Origin of the sequence: Microcoleus sp. CZ3-B2 (assembly GCF_036705055.1) — a bacterium.
GTDB lineage: Bacteria > Cyanobacteriota > Cyanobacteriia > Cyanobacteriales > Microcoleaceae > Microcoleus.
In genome coordinates this window covers 35,997-53,732 of sequence record NZ_JAUBTN010000044.1, presented here as the reverse complement: position 1 = coordinate 53,732, position 17,736 = coordinate 35,997, and the positions used below count along the sequence as shown (strand labels likewise).

19 protein-coding genes are annotated in these 17,736 nt (G+C 43.6%); 10 read left to right on the top strand and 9 right to left on the bottom strand.

Going from position 1 to position 17,736, the window contains the following annotated elements; all coding sequences use genetic code 11:
• Positions 1-188 precede the first annotated feature (188 nt).
• Positions 189-1,673, bottom strand: a complete 1,485-nt coding sequence (locus tag QUA97_RS19080; RefSeq protein ID WP_228050301.1) for a hypothetical protein — start codon at positions 1,671-1,673, stop codon at positions 189-191.
• A 120-nt stretch (positions 1,674-1,793) separates the two neighbouring features.
• On the opposite strand from QUA97_RS19080, the gene QUA97_RS19075 reads away from it, so the two are divergent.
• Complete coding sequence (locus QUA97_RS19075; RefSeq protein WP_333195577.1) at positions 1,794-2,819, top strand: hypothetical protein; 1,026 nt, start codon at positions 1,794-1,796, stop codon at positions 2,817-2,819.
• A gap of 363 nt (positions 2,820-3,182) precedes the next feature.
• On the opposite strand, the gene QUA97_RS19070 is transcribed toward QUA97_RS19075, so the two are convergent.
• A complete protein-coding gene (locus QUA97_RS19070) occupies positions 3,183-3,506 on the bottom strand; it encodes a TMEM14 family protein (RefSeq protein ID WP_194070565.1) in 324 nt (107 codons plus the stop codon).
• Positions 3,507-3,631: 125 nt separating this feature from the next.
• Here QUA97_RS19070 and QUA97_RS19065 point away from each other — a divergent pair, with 125 nt between their 5' ends.
• The 4 genes from QUA97_RS19065 to QUA97_RS19050 all read left to right on the top strand — a co-directional run bounded on the left by QUA97_RS19065 (position 3,632) and on the right by QUA97_RS19050 (position 7,439).
• Positions 3,632-4,936: an ATP-binding protein gene (locus tag QUA97_RS19065; RefSeq protein WP_194070566.1), complete on the top strand. Its 1,305-nt coding sequence runs from the start codon at positions 3,632-3,634 to the stop codon at positions 4,934-4,936.
• Positions 4,937-5,173: 237 nt separating this feature from the next.
• On the top strand, positions 5,174-5,620 hold the full coding sequence (locus tag QUA97_RS19060; protein ID WP_194070567.1) for a tellurite resistance TerB family protein: 447 nt from the start codon (positions 5,174-5,176) through the stop codon (positions 5,618-5,620).
• Positions 5,621-5,805: 185 nt separating this feature from the next.
• The gene (locus QUA97_RS19055) at positions 5,806-6,219 is read left to right on the top strand and encodes an acyl-CoA thioesterase (RefSeq protein ID WP_194070568.1); all 414 of its coding nucleotides are present in this window, start codon (positions 5,806-5,808) and stop codon (positions 6,217-6,219) included.
• 248 nt (positions 6,220-6,467) lie between these two features.
• Positions 6,468-7,439 (top strand): putative 2-dehydropantoate 2-reductase, encoded by a 972-nt coding sequence (locus tag QUA97_RS19050; protein ID WP_194070569.1) that lies wholly within the window; start codon positions 6,468-6,470, stop codon positions 7,437-7,439.
• A gap of 111 nt (positions 7,440-7,550) precedes the next feature.
• On the opposite strand, the gene QUA97_RS19045 is transcribed toward QUA97_RS19050, so the two are convergent.
• From QUA97_RS19045 to menA, 6 genes are all read right to left on the bottom strand, one after another.
• Complete coding sequence (locus tag QUA97_RS19045; protein ID WP_333195576.1) at positions 7,551-9,050, bottom strand: 2-succinylbenzoate--CoA ligase; 1,500 nt, start codon at positions 9,048-9,050, stop codon at positions 7,551-7,553.
• Positions 9,029-10,051 carry an o-succinylbenzoate synthase gene (locus QUA97_RS19040; RefSeq protein ID WP_333195575.1) on the bottom strand — a complete coding sequence of 341 codons (1,023 nt, stop codon included), beginning with the start codon at positions 10,049-10,051 and terminating at the stop codon, positions 9,029-9,031. The genes QUA97_RS19045 and QUA97_RS19040 overlap by 22 nt, the downstream gene beginning before the upstream one ends.
• Before the next feature lie 149 nt (positions 10,052-10,200).
• Positions 10,201-11,001: a 2-succinyl-6-hydroxy-2,4-cyclohexadiene-1-carboxylate synthase gene (gene menH, locus QUA97_RS19035; RefSeq protein WP_333195574.1), complete on the bottom strand. Its 801-nt coding sequence runs from the start codon at positions 10,999-11,001 to the stop codon at positions 10,201-10,203.
• Between the two features lie 27 nt (positions 11,002-11,028).
• Positions 11,029-11,436, bottom strand: a complete 408-nt coding sequence (locus QUA97_RS19030) for a retropepsin-like aspartic protease family protein (RefSeq protein ID WP_333195573.1) — start codon at positions 11,434-11,436, stop codon at positions 11,029-11,031.
• Between the two features lie 5 nt (positions 11,437-11,441).
• Positions 11,442-11,687 carry a hypothetical protein gene (locus QUA97_RS19025; RefSeq protein ID WP_333195572.1) on the bottom strand — a complete coding sequence of 82 codons (246 nt, stop codon included), beginning with the start codon at positions 11,685-11,687 and terminating at the stop codon, positions 11,442-11,444.
• Between the two features lie 151 nt (positions 11,688-11,838).
• Positions 11,839-12,648: a 2-carboxy-1,4-naphthoquinone phytyltransferase gene (menA, locus tag QUA97_RS19020; protein WP_333116211.1), complete on the bottom strand. Its 810-nt coding sequence runs from the start codon at positions 12,646-12,648 to the stop codon at positions 11,839-11,841.
• On the opposite strand from menA, the gene QUA97_RS19015 reads away from it, so the two are divergent.
• From QUA97_RS19015 to menD, 4 genes are all read left to right on the top strand, one after another.
• Positions 12,566-12,748, top strand: coding sequence for a hypothetical protein (locus QUA97_RS19015; protein ID WP_333116213.1), 183 nt, complete (start codon positions 12,566-12,568; stop codon positions 12,746-12,748). The genes menA and QUA97_RS19015 overlap by 83 nt on opposite strands.
• Positions 12,749-12,794: 46 nt before the next feature.
• On the top strand, positions 12,795-13,085 hold the full coding sequence (locus QUA97_RS19010; RefSeq protein ID WP_333116101.1) for a hypothetical protein: 291 nt from the start codon (positions 12,795-12,797) through the stop codon (positions 13,083-13,085).
• A gap of 247 nt (positions 13,086-13,332) precedes the next feature.
• Positions 13,333-14,766: an isochorismate synthase gene (locus QUA97_RS19005; RefSeq protein WP_333195571.1), complete on the top strand. Its 1,434-nt coding sequence runs from the start codon at positions 13,333-13,335 to the stop codon at positions 14,764-14,766.
• A gap of 152 nt (positions 14,767-14,918) precedes the next feature.
• Entirely contained in the window at positions 14,919-16,847 is a 1,929-nt protein-coding gene (gene menD, locus QUA97_RS19000; protein ID WP_333195570.1) for a 2-succinyl-5-enolpyruvyl-6-hydroxy-3-cyclohexene-1-carboxylic-acid synthase, read from the top strand.
• A gap of 71 nt (positions 16,848-16,918) precedes the next feature.
• On the opposite strand, the gene grxC is transcribed toward menD, so the two are convergent.
• On the bottom strand, positions 16,919-17,233 hold the full coding sequence (grxC, locus tag QUA97_RS18995) for a glutaredoxin 3 (RefSeq protein WP_194070265.1): 315 nt from the start codon (positions 17,231-17,233) through the stop codon (positions 16,919-16,921).
• A gap of 260 nt (positions 17,234-17,493) precedes the next feature.
• Between grxC and QUA97_RS18990 the strand changes: the two genes are divergently transcribed.
• On the top strand, positions 17,494-17,709 hold the full coding sequence (locus QUA97_RS18990; protein ID WP_194012571.1) for a hypothetical protein: 216 nt from the start codon (positions 17,494-17,496) through the stop codon (positions 17,707-17,709).
• Positions 17,710-17,736 lie beyond the last annotated feature (27 nt).

Genomic DNA, 17,736 nt, shown 5'->3' with positions numbered 1-17,736 from the left:
CATTAGTCATTAGTCATTAGTCATTAGTCATTAGTCATTAGTCATTAGTCATTAGTCATTAGTCATGTTTTGCTGTCGCCTCTATTTTTTTAAGGGAAGCACAGCCTCTATATCTCAGTTCCCAGGCTGGAGTCTGGGAACCAGTTAAACAGATAATTGCGCTAGCGCTGCTACGGATCGCCTCTCATTTAATTGCAGTAATTAAGCTCATTTTCTAATGATTTGGGAAAGTGCCAAGCAGGTGTTTCTAATTCCTCCTCACTAGGAGAATTTTCAGTTGAGTCCTCTCGGACTTTAAAAAAGTAGTAGAGGTTCGCCACAGTTAAATCAGATATTTCTTGCAAGTTCGAGCCAGCTAAAGCTTGATAGCCAGTGGCGATCGCCCGCTGGCTGACATACAATTCGTATCCCCGGCGGATTTCTGGCTTCACAGCGAAGGCTAATTGGTCGCGCAAGGATAGGAAGTGAGACTTTTGCTTTAAATTATCATAAACTGCGGGTTCCGCAGCTAATGCCGCGAAGGCAGTGTGTACGTAGGTTTTTAAATCATCACCGCTGAGCCGATCTAAACTAGCTAACTGGTGCTGCTCTTTGGGAGACAAAGTTTGCATCCAATCAACCTCATTTTGCCAAAATTCTATTACACTTAAATCGTGACCCAAAATCCTAGTAACTTCGGGAAATAAAAAATTTAGTTCTGATTCCGATTGACATCCTTTAACAACAGTTAGAAGGTCTAGACGAATTTTTGATTGCAGTCCTAGGAGGCGATCGCTCGCCCTATCGTAGGCCCGCTGCAACTCAAAGGTGAGCCCGATCGCCTGCTCGATCGCCCAAACACATTCCATTTGCCGGATCTGTCCGGCAGAAGACAGCCCCTCCAACAAACTAGGACGCTCATAAATATTTAAAGCCTCAAACAGCATATCCCGCCCGCCACTAATTTCGGAATTCCGAAGTTTAATATCGGGCAATGTCAAAGCAGACTGACAGCGTTTGACAGCCTTAGAAAAAATATCATAACCGTTAACCAGTTTCTGACGGTGCATTGCAAAATTAGAGTCGTGAGCCACCTGAAAAATCTGCTGGATCACCTCAACTCCCCGCTCCTTGAGGATGTGTCTGAGATCGATAAATCCGTCTTTAATTTTTAACTTTTGGTGCTTGGCCTCTTCTCTAATTTTTAATACTTGGTCGAAGTTTACTGCTGACAAAACCGTATTCGAGACAGCCCCAATACCAATCACAGCAACAGTTGCTTGCATCACCGCCAAATTAATTTTTAGACAGTTAAGCATTCTGTATATTTTTTGAAATCCCTGATGAGTTTGAGCAAGCTGCAACGGTGCCACAGTCACGTACACGGGAGCTACCAGCGGCTGCACGGGCCCGCCTCCGGCTAACTGTGCGAGCAATCCTAAAACTCCGCGATCGGATAGAGTTGCAGTTGTTGATGGATAAAAAACTTTGGCAATCTCGACAAACTCCCCCGTCACCGGATCTCTAGCTGCGGGGAGCAATTTTCCTGTTTTGGCAGCAGGCTGTATCAGGCCGCCTGTATTGAGTCGATCCTGAGTTTCAGGGGTGAACAGATAATCCATATTGTGACACCAGTTTAAAAAAAGAATACAACTGATGAAGCCCGTGTTCCAAACCGTTAGGTCATCTGTCATTCCCCATTTCCAATTCTAAAAACTAAAATATAAAATCTAAAATGGTGTGACTCAGTTTGTATTCAAAAAAGCAGATGTTCTGTATTGTATGCTATTTAGGGAAATGAGGAAGAAAAGGAAATGAATGAATATCTCAAGGTATTTCAGGCTATTACCCAGTTTAGCGATCGATTGTTGGCAGACGAATATAAATCCGTGGAGATTAAACAGTCAGCTACGCACCTCAACTTAGATGTGGAACACTGCGTTGACGAAATGAAGCAGTCTGCCCTCAGACTCAAGAAGTTACTTGAAGTATGTTTCAAAGATATATCTCAGGCGGAAGATGTCTGGAATAGCAAGCCCAGAATTGCTGAAGCATCTCCTGTTGAGGTATGGGAGCAAATTGGCGAACTAAGCGGATGCGATGTAAGAATTCGCAGTTTAGGAAAACAGGGCAAATATGATGCTGTTGTTAAAGCTCGCAAAGCGTGGAGCGACAAAACTACCAAGTTAAAAAATCAGTGGTTTTTGTGGGACAAAAATTATCAAGTGTTTCAAAGAGATACTATCGGTTTTTTTGAACAAGATAATTTGCACAAAGAGTTGCGGAGTGAAGTCAATTACCAGGCGGAACGAGTGGTTTTGATTGTCGAAAATGAACTTAATTTAATTTTTAAAGAATTACAGTCGATTGATATCGAAAAGATTGAATCTTGTATAGAATGCTTCGACCTCCACAGTCAATTGAGATTTAGAGAGCGACTGCAATCAATAGGTGGCGAGATTGTGTCGAAGTTTACAGAACCTCTAAAATATTTACCGGAGTCTTATGCGAAAAATTTTAAAGAAACGCTGAAAGAGCCTGTAGAAACTCTGGTTCATAAAAGTAAATTGGGAATCAGTTTGAACGATTTTGAAGAGTCTTGTAAGGTAATTGGATCGCTCGTAGATGATTTGATATTAGAAATTTTTGAGGAGCGCGTGAAACTGGCAATTCACACAGTTGAAAAAACGATAATGTTCTACAATAATTTTTTAGAAAAGCAGGCTCGGTACCAGCAAGAAACAGTCCAAGAGCGAGTGGCGGAAAAAGATTGGATGGAATACCAGCGACAGCAACTCAAGAAAATTGAGCAGTATATTGAAGCAGTCATTAGTCATTAGTCATTAGTCATTAGTCATTAGTCATTGGTTAGTAGTTATTGGTTATTGGTTAGTGGTTATTGGTTATTGGTTATTGGTTATTGGTTATTGGTTAGTAGTTATTGGTTAGTAGTTATTGGTTATTGGTTATTGGTTATTGGTTATTGGTTAGTAGTTATTGGTTATTGGTTATTGGTTATTGGTTAGTAGTTATTGGTTATTGGTTATTGGTTATTGGTTATTGGTTATTGGTTAGTAGTTATTGGTTATTGGTTATTGGTTATTAGAACGAACAACTAATAATTAACAAATAACCACTAACAACAGTTAACAGTCAACAGTCAACAGTCAACAGTCAACAGTCAACAATCAACAATTAACAGATTATTGATATTGACCGCCGATTTCGTAAACGATCGCGCCCAAAGATGCCAAACTAGCTAAAATCAGCATTCCAGCCGGCATGAACTTGCGAGTTTTGACCAGCCGTAAAATAAAGACTACTACTAAAACAGCAGAGATGGCTGCTGCTAATGTTAAACCCCAACTTTGTCCCATGAGTTGGGCGCTGCCAGCAAAAATTAGCAGCGAACCGCTAATCAGGCCCGAAATCAGTGAGGCTTGGCTTTTGGCCTTGATGTAACCTATGATGCCGCCAATCAGTGTCAAAACGCCGTAGCCGATCGCCGCTGTTGTACCTAAATTCATTTTTAATGCCCCAAATTTCACAAGTGCATCTAAGTTTATACAGCGATAGCTGCGATTGCGGTCACAAATTGTTAGAAAATTTATTAAACCCAGTCAAGATATCTAACTGTTATACAATTGCCCTTATGTCAGCCCTAACCTCTGGTGCGATCGCCCAAATCCGTTACCTCCAACGCCAAGCAGCATCCCTGCTGCTGTATCAATCAGTCCTCACAAGCCCCACAGCTCAAGCCTTTCTCGACTTGCTGCAAGCTCTCCACCACAGCGAAGTCAGCGGTTTAGACTGTCAGGTGGCTTACGGCAACTGGTTCAAAGTTCAGGCCGCTCAAAATCTGAGTTGGAAAGATGCTCTGATTTGGGAAATTCTCAAAGACGAAAATCCCTTTTCTCGCAAGGCTCAACAAACAGATTTTGCGAGTTTGCCGCCCGCTTTGGTAGAAGCCGCCCGACACGATTTACAAGTGCTGCAAAATATTTACGAATGCAGCAGCGAACAGTTGAGCAAGTGGGTGCGGGTAGCGGGTCAACTTGACGTAGTGCCTCCGATTTGGCATTCCGAAACTGTAGCAGAACCGGGCGATAAACCCCTGTACGGACAACTGGAAAAATGGTCTGCTGCTGCGGAATCTTTGGCAGAATATTACCGAAAGTTTGGTACTGGTTTATTTGCCGAATATCGCGCTTTTAGCTGGCGTTCCGGGCAGTTGGCGGGTATTTCGCATCCCGATCGCATAAATTTGAAAGAGTTGGTTTGCTGCGATTGGCAGCGCGATGCTCTGGTGAAAAATACGGAGTTTTTGCTGGCGGGTTATCCCGCTTTGCACGTCTTGCTCTACGGGAGTCGCGGTTCTGGTAAGTCTTCTTTAGTGAAGTCGCTGCTAAATGAATTTGGATCTCGCAATTTGCGGTTGATTGAAGTATCTAAATCGGATTTGCAAGATTTGCCGCTAATTGTTGACAAGTTGCGGGGAGTTCCTCAAAAGTTTATTATCTTTGTCGATGACCTTTCTTTTGAGGAAGATGATGATGCTTTTAAATCCTTGAAAGTGGTTTTAGAAGGAAATGTCACCGCGCGCTCTCAAAATGTGGTAGTTTATGCCACATCTAACCGCAGACATTTAATTCGAGAGTTTTTTGATGACAGGCCTCGCCCCCGCGACGGAGATGAAATTCACGCTTGGGATACGGTGCAGGAAAAACTCTCATTTAGCGATCGCTTTGGCTTGACTTTAACTTTTGAACCGGCGGATCAAAACACTTATTTAAGCATTGTCCGACATCTGGCCAAACTTGCTGGAATTCAGCTCGCTGCTGAAGATTTGGAGCACCGGGCTAAGGAATGGGCAACTCGTCGCAACGGGCGATCGGGCAGGAGTGCGCGGCAGTTTGTTGATTTCCTGAAAGCAGATTTAGCACTTTTTGACAAGTAGATCGTCTGTACTCGAAGGGCGGGTTGTTGCTGAGATATGCGAGGCAATTCAGGCTCTGAATCAACCCGCCCGACGAGCGCCGCCTGGTGAAATGAAAAATCTTAATTTTTTCATAATTTTCTTGATAATAAATAACTGACAAAATTTGATATGATTGGCTAAACTTCCGCAAAAAGCTCCAGAGTCCGAACCCGTCGGGACTCCATGAATCCACCACTAAATAATGAGGAAAATCTCATGGGTTTATTTGACAAAATATCGCAGACTCGCCAACAAACGGACGTAACGTTAGGGCCTGCCGAAGCATTTGCGGCGATCGCCCTAATTGCTGTAGCAGCCGACGGTTACATCAATGACAGCGAAAGTAAAGCGATTAGCATGACGCTATCTCGGATGCAACTGTTCCGCAGCTATCCCGATGACGTGATGAGAAAAATGCTCGAACGGCTGCTCATGATCCTGCAACGACAAGGAGTCGAGGTACTGTTTAATGCGGCTTTGGCAACACTTCCCGACGAACTTAAAGAAACAGTTTTTGCTGTAACAACTGACATCGCTTTAGCAGATGGCGAAGTTTCAGAAGAAGAAGAACAACTTTTGAACGACCTTTACAGTGCATTGGGGCTTTCCGAAGATGTTGCACTCAAGATTATAGACGTGATGTTGATTAAGAACAAAGGTTAAGAAAGAAGGAAAAGATCAAAAACTTAGGAGTTTTGACTTAAACAATCCGGGACGCATCCTGACTTGAAAAACCCGGTTTCTTCGTGTATTTTTCGTAGAAACCGGGTTTCGACCAGCCCTGGTTAAGTTTTGTTCAAAAAAGACAAGATTTTTTCATCGAAACTCACAACTCAAAACAGCTTGAAATGCCTTTCACTTACAACCGCACTGTTCGCTTCCAAGATACCGATGCTGCTGGAGTCGTTTACTTTGCCAACGTTTTGGCGGTGTGCCACGAAGCTTACGAGGCATCTCTAGCAGCATCTGGAATCAATCTCAAAGCGTTTTTTAGCAATCGGGAGGCAGCTTTGCCCGTAATTCATGCTACTGTAGATTTTTATCGTCCTATGTTTGCGGGCGATCGGCTGATAATTCAACTAACGCCGAAACAAATAGCTGGCGATGAATTTGAAATTGTCTATCAAGTATTTTCTGGGGAAGTTGCAGGAAAAAGCGCGGCTAAAGCTCTTACTAAGCACGTCTGCATTGATGCAGTGACGCGAACTAGAAAACAGCTATCTGAAGACTTAATCCAGTGGTTGAGGCAATTTGAGAGTTAAGATTTTAGTTGAATTCAATATTTTATATAATAGCAGGAAATGACAGTTAAATTTCTGTTTAGTTTAAAAGTTCTTCTAACTTGTTTATATTAAGTAGTTCCACTTACTTAAACATAAAATACAGACCAATCAAAAACGAGAAATTCTAAGCATTCTTCCTGATGACTGATGACTAGCCTTCGGCTTCGCGAGCGGCTAAAATGACTAATGACTAATGACTAATGACCAATGACTAATGACTTCTTCTTATGACAAATCGCAATTATGCCATCATCGGTACGGGAGCTGTAGGCGGATTCTACGGTGCTAAACTGGAAAAAGCAGGTTTAGAAGTGAATTTTTTGCTGCGTAGCGATTACCAAACCGTCAAAAAACAGGGTTTGATAATCGAGTCTCCCGAAGGCGACTTCACCCTCCCGCAAGTCCGCGCCTACCACGACGCGCGCACAATGCCTCAGTGCGACGTAGTAATTGTAGCGCTGAAAACAACTCAAAATCACTTGTTGTCTAAAATATTGCCTCTTTTATTAAAGGATAACGGCGTTGTTTTAGTATTACAAAACGGACTAAATGCGGAACCAAAAATTGCTAAAATTGTCGGTGCAGAAAGAGTAATTGGTGGGCTGTGTTTTCTCTGTTCTTATAAAATTGGGCCCGGTCATGTCTCCCACCTCGATTACGGTACTATTACCTTGGGCGAATATGCCCAAGACTACAAGGCTATCGGTATTACTGACAGATTGCACCAAATTGCTGAGGATTTTCAACGGGCTGAGATTCCCATAGAAATGAGCGAAGATTTACTATTATCGAGGTGGAAAAAGCTGGTTTGGAATATTCCTTATAACGGGCTTTCTGTGATTTTAAATGCGAGAACTGACGAACTGATGGCTAATCCCGATACTTTAATTTTGGTTGAGGAAATTATGGCGGAAGTGATAGCGGCGGCTAAAAGTTGCGATCGGATTATTCCCGATAGTTTTATCGCAGATATGCTCGAACACACTCACAAAATGAAGCCTTACCGCACCAGCATGAAAATCGATTACGATGAATCGCGGCCGCTGGAAGTAGAGGCGATTTTTGGCAATCCGATGCGGGTGGCCCAACAAGCAGGTGTTAAGTTGCCACAAATAGAGGTACTTTACCGAATGTTGAAGTTTGTGGATGTTCAAAGGCAGGAAGCTGAGAGGAAGAGAAGGCTGTTAGATTTGTCGTAATTAGTCAGTTGTCTGTTGTCTGTTGACTGTTGTCTGTTGACTGTTCACTGTTGTCTGGAGTCAGAAATAAGCATGAAAAATTCTGCCTTCTGCATTGATTGCGCCTAATAATTATTGATATTTGAGCCCAATTTCTTGCAATTGTTCTCGATTGATTTTGCCTTGAGAATTGCGCGGCAATTGTGCGACGATTACCCAATATTTCGGTCGCTTAAACTTGCTCAACTTATCTTCTATTGCCGCTTGCAGATTTTTGACAGTAACTTCGGAATTAGCGGGAACATAAATCGCTGTCACGACTTGACCCCAATCTTTGTCTGGCAAGCCAATTACAGCAACATCGGCAACTAAATTAGTATTCTTAATTGCGGCTTCGACTTGGGCCGGAAATACGTTTTCTCCGCCGGTGATAATTTTGTCGCTGCTGCGTCCGACAATATTTAAACAGTTATTGCGATCGATAAATCCCAAATCGTCTAATTGAAAATATTCGCGGTCGCCAAATTTTTCAGGATAATAACCCAACGCCAAAGATTTAGCGTTTACCGCAATCTTGCCAATTTGATTGTAGCACAAAATCTCACCCTGGGGACTGCGAATTGTTATTTTGGCGTGGGGTAAAACTTGACCGGAACTGTTATTGCCCGCGAGAAAATCTTCGGGTTTGAGTGTAGCAATTTGTGAAGCGGTTTCTGTCATGCCGTAACAGGGTGCTAGTTTGATTTGATGGTTTCTAGCTGTTGCTAAAAGTTCCGGCCAAGCGGGAGCACCGCCCAAAAGTACGGCACGAAACCGAGACAACCAATTAGCTGTATCTGGGCTTTGCAGCAGCCGTTGCAGTTGAGTTGGAACTAAGGAAATGAAAAATTCTTCGGGTTCAATATCGGCTTTTTCGCCGGATTCTAGGGCTTTGAACGGCTGGATGACCAGTTTGCCAACCGTCGTAAACGATCGCACAAACTGCATGAAACCGCTGACGTGGTATAATGGCAAAACGCAGAACGAGTTAATTTTTTCAAGTTGAAAATATTCTTGAAAACCTTGGACTGATGCGGTTAGTGTTTCCCAAGTGTGGATGGCAAAACGGATTTTTCCCGATGAACCGCCGGTGGGAATCATGATGTTATCAAAACCGTTTTTAGTCGGTGAATTGAATCCGGGCGAATGGAATTCGGGTGAATTGAATTCGGGTGAATTGAATTCGGGTGAATTGAATCCCGGCGAATGGAATTCGCGGCTATACAAACGAAGTCCGCCTTCGCGGACTGTAAGAGAGGGAAATATTTTTTTTAACTCAGCATTTTGTCCTAAAATTAGGTCGGGTTCGACTAAATCAAAGACTTGTTCCCATTCTTGTTTTACCCAGTTGGGATTGCAGAGAAAAATTGGGCATTTGGCGGCGCGGGCGCTGATGAAACTGGCAAGAAATTGCAGGGGTTCTGATTCTGCGATGCAAATTTTTGGGGGTATTTTTGGGGCGGGATTTTTGGTGATTTGTTGAAATTGCCGATCGACTATTCGGGCAAATTCGCCGCTGTCACAACCGACAAGCCAATTATTTGGCAATTCAAAGGGTAGATTCAGGATATTTACTGTGAATTTTTTTGCCATAGATGCTTTAACCAAGTGTCTTGATTGTCGTCGAACCAGCTATCGGTACCGAAGCCTAGGGCTCTATTATTTATAGACAATTCTGTTGCTAAATTTAAGGCGGCTTGTCTCCCGATTTTGGTTTCAAATACTGATGAGAAAACTGCGTCTATATTGTGAGTTTGACAAAAGTTTCGCAGTTGGGATGGAAAACCGCAAATCGCAGGTTTAATGACGAAAATTCCCTGCCAACCTTGGCTGTAGCATTCTTGGATGCGATCGAGGTTGGCTGCGGATTCGTCTAGGGCGAGATCCGTGGCATAAATAGCATTCAATTCTACCATTTCCTGAAACTGGGCGATCGGCAGCGGCTGTTCCAAAAATTCAATATCTGCCGCCAAGTCGGGAGTTGCTTTTACTTTGTCGCAAGCTTCCAGCCATTTTTGGGCCTCGGAATAGGTGAGTCCCCCATTAGCATCTAAGCGTAAAAGTGCTGTTTGGCGATCGGCCAAATCGTGCATTGATTCAATTAGCTGCTGAAAAATCTTTAATTCTTGTTCAATTGCAGCAACACCAATTTTCCATTTAAACGTGCGATGTCCCTCCAACCAAAGCATCGGTAAAACCTGCAAAGCTGTGTCACCAGCAGGCAATAAACCGCTGTACCGACTTAAATCTTCGCTTTTCTCCCCCCCTTGGCAAGGGGGGGTTGGGGGGGGTGGATTTTGCTCGTTTGATAGTGCTGACTCAAAGCCAAATTGACAAGCTGGTAATTCAGCAGAAATCGCAAAAATCATCTCTGATGAAATATTAGCAGGTAACTGGTGACAAAAATCTAAAGCTTGCTCAACACTTTCCGAACCAAACCAACTTAAAGGGGCAATTTCTCCCCAACCAATGCGATTTTTTTCATCAATAAGTCGCAGAATAATTCCTTCTCGAATATCCCAAATGCCGTGACTTGTTCGCAGCGGGCGCTTAAATTTTCGCTGATAGGTGCGAAACTCGAATTTATATAGCATTTACTTTTAGTTAATCATAAAATCGTCTCGATTTATCAATTGTAGGGTGTGCATTGCGCACCAGAGAATCACAAAATGTGCAGGTTGTTACATACATCTAAAGAATGTGCGCAGTGCGCACCCTACGAGAAGAATGTGCGCAACTTTTATTAATCATAAAATTGTCTCACAACTTCCACAAACTTATCAATGTTTTCAAAATGGATATTGTGACCTGCTTTTGGTATAACTGCTAGATTCGCGGCCGGACAAAAGCTAGCAATTTCTGCATTGATAGCTTGAAATTTTTCATCATATTCTCCCGCTAGCAAGAGGATGGGGATTTGATTTTGTGTTAGTTTTTCCCAAAGAGATGGTTGGTTGCCGATTCCCAGGTTGCGGAGAGATTTGGCTACTTCTAAGGGATTGTTTGCTAAGCGGCTTTCGATGAGTTGGTCGAATTTGGGAAATTTTTTTAAGGATTTGAATAAAGGGCGATCGTACCAGTTTAAAATAAAATCTTTAATGTTGCTATTTTCGAGTTTGTGTGCTAGTTGTAAATCGGATTGCAGTCTGTGCGATCGCTCTTTTTCACTCTTCAATCCCGGAGAAGCTGACTCTAACACGACTTTCTCGAATCTTTCAGGAAAATGTAATGTCATGTACAGCGCCAATCGCCCGCCCATTGAATAGCCCAACAACAAACATTTGTCTATTTGTAAATCATCTAATAAGTCTATCAAAGCTTGGGCTGTATTTGACATATTGTAGCAACTTTCGTCGCCGCTGACTCTGGTTTTTCCGTGACCGGGAAGGTCAACTGCCAGACAGCAATAGTTGTGAGATAGCAAGGAAATAACGCTGCTAAAATCTTGATTTTTGCCCGTAAATCCGTGCAATAATAAAATTATTGGCTGATTTATGTTGCCAGTTAAGGAATAGTGAAATTGATAATTGTTAAATCTTTCCATGTACAATTCTTACTATAAGTGCCGTATTTACTGACATCTAATTTCCGCATTGCCAACAGAAATAACTGCCTGAAAACGAGTAAGAAAGTCCATACCAAGAAGACCGTCAATGCGGATATTTGGCGGTATATCGTGGGCAACTACGTCAAAATTTTCTATTAGTTTACCCACGCAATTAAACCAAGATACGTTAATTACAGGAATGTAGATTCTTCCTTGACCTGTAACTAATTCTTGCCTGCGTAAAGGATTGCCAGTATCATAACCCAAATTTTGTAACACTTGAACTGGCAATATTGTGAAGCTAGAACCCGTATCTACCAATAAACGCACCCGCACAAAATCGCCACCTTCTCTACTGCCAACAGTTGCTTGGACGGCTAGCAAATTTTGGCCATAACGCAACAAACGGTAAACTTTCTGATAATCTGGCATTTTCGTTACAACATTACTGCTATGTTATCAGGTATCGAGCCAGTATACTCTATTGCGACAGATTTTCCCTTCCTTAATGAAAGCTTACTGTAAATTTCATCGCGTTCTGTTGCATGGGCTAAAACTTCCCCTCGAATCACGTTTAATTCTTCATCTAATTCAGGATTGACAATGAGCACCCACTCATCAGGATATAGGCGAAAAATTTCTTCTAAGCTCAATATTTTGCTAATTTCTGTTTGCGTACTCATGATTTAATTCTCTTTTTTTACGATGTAATGTGAGGTAAGGATTGCTAAACTAAAGAAGATTTTGAGAAGTCGCCCAACTTTACCAACTCCGCCAACTCCCTCAACTTAGCAAACCATACCTCCATTTTACCGGAATTCTCGATCGCCCGAACTACAACACAAACCCCAGCGCCAGCAGCAATCCGCTCGAAAAATGCAGCGCGACTGCAATAAACTTACAGTTGCTGACCTTTGCCGGTTGGTCGTGATACTCTGCGACATGGCCAGAAAGGTCGATCGCAAAAAACAAACTCCCAAAAATCAACAGCGTCCAAATTGGAAACATTTGCAACGCCACAAACAGCACAGTCAAAGCATAAATGCTGCCGCACGACCACTGCAACAACAGCGCACCTTTTTTCGTACCCAACCGGACAATCGGTGATTTTTTCCCCGCCGCCAAATCGTCATCAACTTGATGAAAATGCGAACAAAATAAGATGATACTCGTAGTAATTCCCACGATTATCGAAGCAGCAAAATTAGTCGCAGACCAAGTTTGAGTTTGACTGTAATAAGCAGCAGCTAAAGCTAGAGGCCCGAAGGTAAAAAAGCAAATTATTTCGCCTAAACCCTGATAGCCCAAACGAAACGGAGGCCCTTGATAGGTATAGCCGAGGGCGCAAGACAAAACAATTAGCAAAATTACTGTTGGGTCTTTTTGCCACCAGGAAATAGCGCAGATTCCCGACACTCCAACGGCTAAAAATAAATTGGCAATCCAGAAAACTAAAGCTTTATTTCCGGTTAAGTTAACTACGGAATGCGCTTTATTTTTATCGATGCCTGTTTCCGAGTCAAATACATCATTACTGAGATTCAGCCATGCTATAATTAAAATGGCTGACATTAAAAATGTCGAAAAGATTGACGAATTAATCGTTTTAGTTTCGGCAAAAGCTATTGCAGTTCCTACTGAAATAGGAATCACCGCAACACTGTACATAGGCGGCTTGATTGCGGCCAGCCACAATTTACTATTTGGACGTTCAATTATCTTTGTTGTCATTACACAAACTTGATGCAATTGATAGCAGCTTGGTAATTTTACAATTTTATTGGTGAAGAATGTCTGCTCCCCATCCGCTTGAGTGCGCCTCCGGCATCCGTCGATCGCCTTTGTGGGTTCTGGCGCGCCCGAGAATGCCCGCCAGTCAACCTCTGCGGGGTCGATCGCAGGCGAAGCCCAGACTTAGCCGCTCAATCTTAAGTTTTATGTCTAAATGTTTCGGTCGATCGCGCTTTGGCGCAGACCTAGAACAGGATCGTCTGTTTTTTGCCCGCAGCCTGTCCCAACTGTCGGGAAACTCGAAAGGTCATGTTTTGCGATCGACCCAGACCGTGGTTAGATCGAAATAGGGTTTCTAGCGCCCTACGCTTGGGCTCAGAAGACTGGGCGCTAGAAACCGCGTCTATACAAACAAAACCCGAGCTCAGAGGGGTTGAAGAGTGGGCGGTTAAAATTACGCTATCTTCTTCAGTTCGCGGAGGCGGACTTCGTTTGATTTGACAAGAAGCGGTTTCAACCGCCGACTTATCAATCGCGCATTGGGTTATAGCGGGACAAAACCGCACTCTTTCTGACAAATCTGCTATTCTCGATTTCATGACAGTAATACCGCACCGCCCTAATATTTTGCAAGACCGCAATCAACTGCATAAGTTTCTGTTAGATTGTCAGCAGTCTTTAACAGAAAAAGATCGAACAAAAATAGTTAGTATTTCTCAGGAGATTTCCCCCGTCGATCCGCTAGCGGTACTGCAAGAAATTGCCGCACCCGACGGCAGAAATTTTTATTTTGAAAAAAGAGACCCTCTTGGAGACAATAGTTTTGCCATCGCCGCCCTAGATTCCACCATCCATTTCACAGCAGCGGGAAGCGATCGATTTGCCCTCACTCAAAATTTTATTCAATCTTGTCTTGCTCGAACAATTACCATCGGTACAGAACGCTTGCCCTTCAGCGGGCCTCACTTTTTTTGTAGCTTTGCTTTTTTCGATGAAAATTTCGCCACCAATTCTTACTTTCCACCGGCCACCATATTTTTACCAAAATGGCAAATTACTCGCCTAAAAGATAGCTGTACGCTGGTCGCGAATACCATCATCAGCCGAGATATAAATATTAAAAATATTGCCGAAAATATTTGGTTAGAAATTAACAAAATTGCCTCTCTAAAATATATTAAAAAAACTAGCAATAGCAACATTCCAATATCTTTAAAACAAATCCCTGTCAATGATGCGGCTCAATTCAAAACATCTGTAAAATCCGCCTTAGAATCGATCGATTCTAAATATTTCAGTAAACTTGTGTTGTCTCAAGCCATAAATGTCATTTCTCCAACACCTTTTAATTTAATAGATTCCTTAAACAACTTGCGCCTTTCCTATCCAGGTTGCTACGTATTTTCCACCAGTAACGGCAAAGGTCAGCAATTTATCGGTGCCAGTCCCGAACGGTTAATCAGCATTTACAACAATCAGTTAGTAACATATGCCTTAGCCGGTTCTGCGCCAAGGGGAAAAACAGAGGTGGAAGATGCGGATTTAGGCAAAGGTTTACTGAACAGCGAAAAGGATATTAGAGAACATCAAGTTGTGATTGATTTTATAGTCGATCGCTTTTTGACTCTCGGTATAAAACCCGACTTTTCCCCGCTGCCGAAACTGCTGAAACTGTCAAATATTCAGCATTTGTGGACACCAATCACTGCTCGAATTCCCGTAGATATTCACTTGTTAAAAATTTTAGCACAACTGCATCCAACACCAGCGGTGGCAGGCCTGCCGAGGGATATTGCCCTACAGCAAATTCGTGCTTGCGAAAGCTACGATCGCTCTTTGTATGCAGCAGCCCTGGGCTGGATCGATCGCAGCGGTAACGGTGAATTTGCCGTGGGCATCCGATCGGCATTAATCGACGGATCTCGCGCTATACTCTATGCTGGCGCTGGTATTGTAGCAGGTTCGGAACCCGAAAAAGAACTAGCAGAAATTCAGCTAAAATTGCAGGCACTTTTAAATGCTTTAGTTTAGGAATATAGCCTTTCAAGCTCTCATATGAAATACTATCCGGCATAGGCCTCCGTGGGCATAGGGCATAGGCCTCCGTGGGCATAGGGCATACCTCACCGCGCTTGAGAAAGGCTATATCTCATAAAAATACCATCGATCGCCAAAACAACAAAATGCTTGACTTTCGGAACACAAACACCCTCTGGGCTTCCATAATAGCCGAGACTTTGCAGCGACTGAAACTAACAACAGCCGTAATTTGTCCTGGTTCGCGATCGGCACCGCTAACAATAGCCTTCGCCCAAAATAATCAAATAGAAACTATCCCCATACTCGACGAGCGATCGGCAAGTTTTTTTGCATTAGGAATAGCCAAAAAATCCGGTGTACCAACCGCACTAATTTGTACCTCTGGAACCGCTGCAGCCAACTTTTTCCCTGCGATAATAGAAGCAAGAGAAAGTCGAATTCCGCTGCTAATTTTCACAGCAGACAGACCTCCCGAACTCCGCGACTGTCACGCCGGACAAGCCATAGATCAAGTGAAAATCTATGGCAATTATCCCAACTGGCAAGCCGAATTAGCAATCCCTTCAGCAGAATTAGGAATGCTAGGCTATCTGCGACAGACAGTAATGTATGCGATCGAGCGATCGCAATTTCCAACTCCCGGCCCCGTCCACCTCAACATCCCCCTGCGCGATCCGCTGGTACCCGTTCCAGATCCGGCGGTACAATCCTTAGAAACACAATTTGATATCGAATATTTTTTTGCAGGATTAGAACCGATTGTTGTAGCAGAAACCTCTACCCCCCCCAGCCCCCCCTTGTTAAGGGGGGGAGTAGGAAGTGCAATGGAACAATGGCAGAAGTGTAGCAGAGGGATAATTATTGCAGGAGTAGCCCAGCCTCAAGATGCAGAAAAGTATTGTAGTGCGATCGCCCGAATTTCCCAACTATTAAACTGGCCAGTTTTAGCAGAAGGATTATCGCCCTTAAGAAACCGCGCCCAACTCAACCCCCATCTAATTTCCACCTACGATACAATCCTGCGAAACCGCGAACTAGCAGAAAAATTAAGACCAGAAATCGCCATTCAAATCGGAGACTTACCCACAAGCAAAGAACTGCGAAACTGGCTAGACAAAACCCAACCCAAACGCTACATAATCGACCCAGCCCACCACAACTTCGATCCCCTACACGGCCAAACAATTCACCTGCGAACCTCCGTAGAAAACCTAGCAACTAATCTCGGAACTAAATTAACTCCAGTCCCCCCCCTTACCAAGGGGGGGTTAGGGGGGGTTCAAGATCGGGGCAGCCACGGGGGGCAGCCCCTACAAGAGAATGAAACAGCCCTGGGGTTAGGGGGAGTTCCAACCTCTCCAGTCCCCCCCCTTACCAAGGGGGGGCTAGGGGGGGTTCAAACCTCGCCATCAAACGAATACCTCCAACTTTGGCGCCACGCCGAAATCCAAGTCAGACAAACAATAGACCAAAAAATATCAGAAATTAACAACATAATCGAACCCAAAGTTTCCTGGCTGCTTTCCCAAATTTTGCCGCTTGGAACACCGATATTTATTGCTAACAGTATGCCGGTGCGAGATGTCGAATTTTTCTGGAAGCCGAACAACTTAGAAATAAAACCATTTGTCAATCGCGGCGCTAACGGCATCGACGGCACACTATCAACAGCTTTGGGAGTAGCCCACCGCAATCAAAGCAGCATATTGCTAACAGGCGATTTAGCTTTTTTGCACGATACAAACGGTTTTTTAATTCAAAACAAATTTGTCGGTCATCTGACAATTGTTTTAATTAATAACAACGGTGGCGGAATTTTTGAAATGTTGCCAGTTGCCAAATTTGACCCGCCCTTTGAAGAGTTTTTTGCCACGCCGCAGGATATCAACTTTGCTCAGTTGTGTGCAACTTACGGCGTGGAACACGAGATAATCGACGATTGGGAGCAGTTAAAACAAAAATTGTTGGCGCTGCCAAATAACGGGATTCGGGTCTTAGAATTGCTCACAAACAGGCGTACAGATGCTAAATGGCGGCAAGACAATCTCGGTAAATTTGCTAAAGGTTCGTAGTGAGGACTTTAGTCCTTTATTTAAGCATTTAAGGACTAAAGTTCTCACTACGAACCTATTATGAACACTATTTAAACTGCTGGTTGAGCTAGTAGGGCATCTAATTCTCCATCTCTATCAAGTTTGTGAATGTCATCGCAGCCGCCGAGGTGTTGGTTGTTAATAAAGATTTGGGGCACGCTGCGCTTTCCGTTGGCGCGTAGGGCCATTGCATTTCTGGCTGCTTCATCGCCGTCTATTTTGTATTCGGTGTAATTTACGCCTTTCCACCACAGCAAGGTTTTGGCCCGGATGCAGTAGGGACAGGTTTGCCAAGTGTAAATTTCTACATTGGCTTTGATGCGATCGGGCGATCGGCCCAAAATGGGATTGAGAAAATCAAGCATTTTCGGTACTGGGGTAAAAATTAAACTGATTGACAGATTAAATCATTTTAGCGAAACGCCATCGATCCCGCGTCCTACCAAAGGTTAGCCTGCTATGGAACTGCCCGCGCCACCTTTGGCGCTGTGATTCGCATCACAAATTCATTCCACTGGGATCACTTACGTACACCCCAAATAATCACCTTCGGAACCTAATTAATATCACTGATCTTTTGAGGAAACCAGAGCATGATTAATATATCGAATTCAACCGCACTGCCATGAACTGCTTACAACTCCTCCCCGGCGCTATCTCTGAAATCATCGCTTCTGTCAGCGACACGGGCGTTTTAACTTTAGCCGATCGCTACGGTTTGATGGCCGCTACCTTGGACGAGTCCCTCAATGACGAAGATAGAGGCTGTGTCAACCGCCTGCTGCGGGCAGTGCTCAGAGGCAGGGTAAGAATGGTGAATGAACTTTCAGCAGCAATGTAGGGTGAGTCAGCGGTAGATAAAGATGGC

Coding starts and splice junctions, on each gene's coding strand:
- grxC (WP_194070265.1), bottom strand. CDS start 17,233: ATGCTTGATTTTCTCAATCCCATTTTGGGCCGATCGCCCGATCGCATC.
- QUA97_RS19010 (WP_333116101.1), top strand. CDS start 12,795: ATGTCTGCTCCCCATCCGCTTGAGTGCGCCTCCGGCATCCGTCGATCG.
- QUA97_RS19070 (WP_194070565.1), bottom strand. CDS start 3,506: ATGAATTTAGGTACAACAGCGGCGATCGGCTACGGCGTTTTGACACTG.
- QUA97_RS19050 (WP_194070569.1), top strand. CDS start 6,468: ATGACAAATCGCAATTATGCCATCATCGGTACGGGAGCTGTAGGCGGA.
- QUA97_RS19045 (WP_333195576.1), bottom strand. CDS start 9,050: ATGGCAAAAAAATTCACAGTAAATATCCTGAATCTACCCTTTGAATTG.
- QUA97_RS19055 (WP_194070568.1), top strand. CDS start 5,806: ATGCCTTTCACTTACAACCGCACTGTTCGCTTCCAAGATACCGATGCT.
- QUA97_RS19080 (WP_228050301.1), bottom strand. CDS start 1,673: ATGACAGATGACCTAACGGTTTGGAACACGGGCTTCATCAGTTGTATT.
- menD (WP_333195570.1), top strand. CDS start 14,919: ATGCTTGACTTTCGGAACACAAACACCCTCTGGGCTTCCATAATAGCC.
- QUA97_RS19015 (WP_333116213.1), top strand. CDS start 12,566: ATGGCTGACATTAAAAATGTCGAAAAGATTGACGAATTAATCGTTTTA.
- QUA97_RS19040 (WP_333195575.1), bottom strand. CDS start 10,051: ATGCTATATAAATTCGAGTTTCGCACCTATCAGCGAAAATTTAAGCGC.
- QUA97_RS19060 (WP_194070567.1), top strand. CDS start 5,174: ATGGGTTTATTTGACAAAATATCGCAGACTCGCCAACAAACGGACGTA.
- QUA97_RS19030 (WP_333195573.1), bottom strand. CDS start 11,436: ATGCCAGATTATCAGAAAGTTTACCGTTTGTTGCGTTATGGCCAAAAT.
- QUA97_RS18990 (WP_194012571.1), top strand. CDS start 17,494: ATGAACTGCTTACAACTCCTCCCCGGCGCTATCTCTGAAATCATCGCT.
- QUA97_RS19005 (WP_333195571.1), top strand. CDS start 13,333: ATGACAGTAATACCGCACCGCCCTAATATTTTGCAAGACCGCAATCAA.
- QUA97_RS19025 (WP_333195572.1), bottom strand. CDS start 11,687: ATGAGTACGCAAACAGAAATTAGCAAAATATTGAGCTTAGAAGAAATT.
- QUA97_RS19065 (WP_194070566.1), top strand. CDS start 3,632: ATGTCAGCCCTAACCTCTGGTGCGATCGCCCAAATCCGTTACCTCCAA.
- menH (WP_333195574.1), bottom strand. CDS start 11,001: ATGGAAAGATTTAACAATTATCAATTTCACTATTCCTTAACTGGCAAC.
- QUA97_RS19075 (WP_333195577.1), top strand. CDS start 1,794: ATGAATGAATATCTCAAGGTATTTCAGGCTATTACCCAGTTTAGCGAT.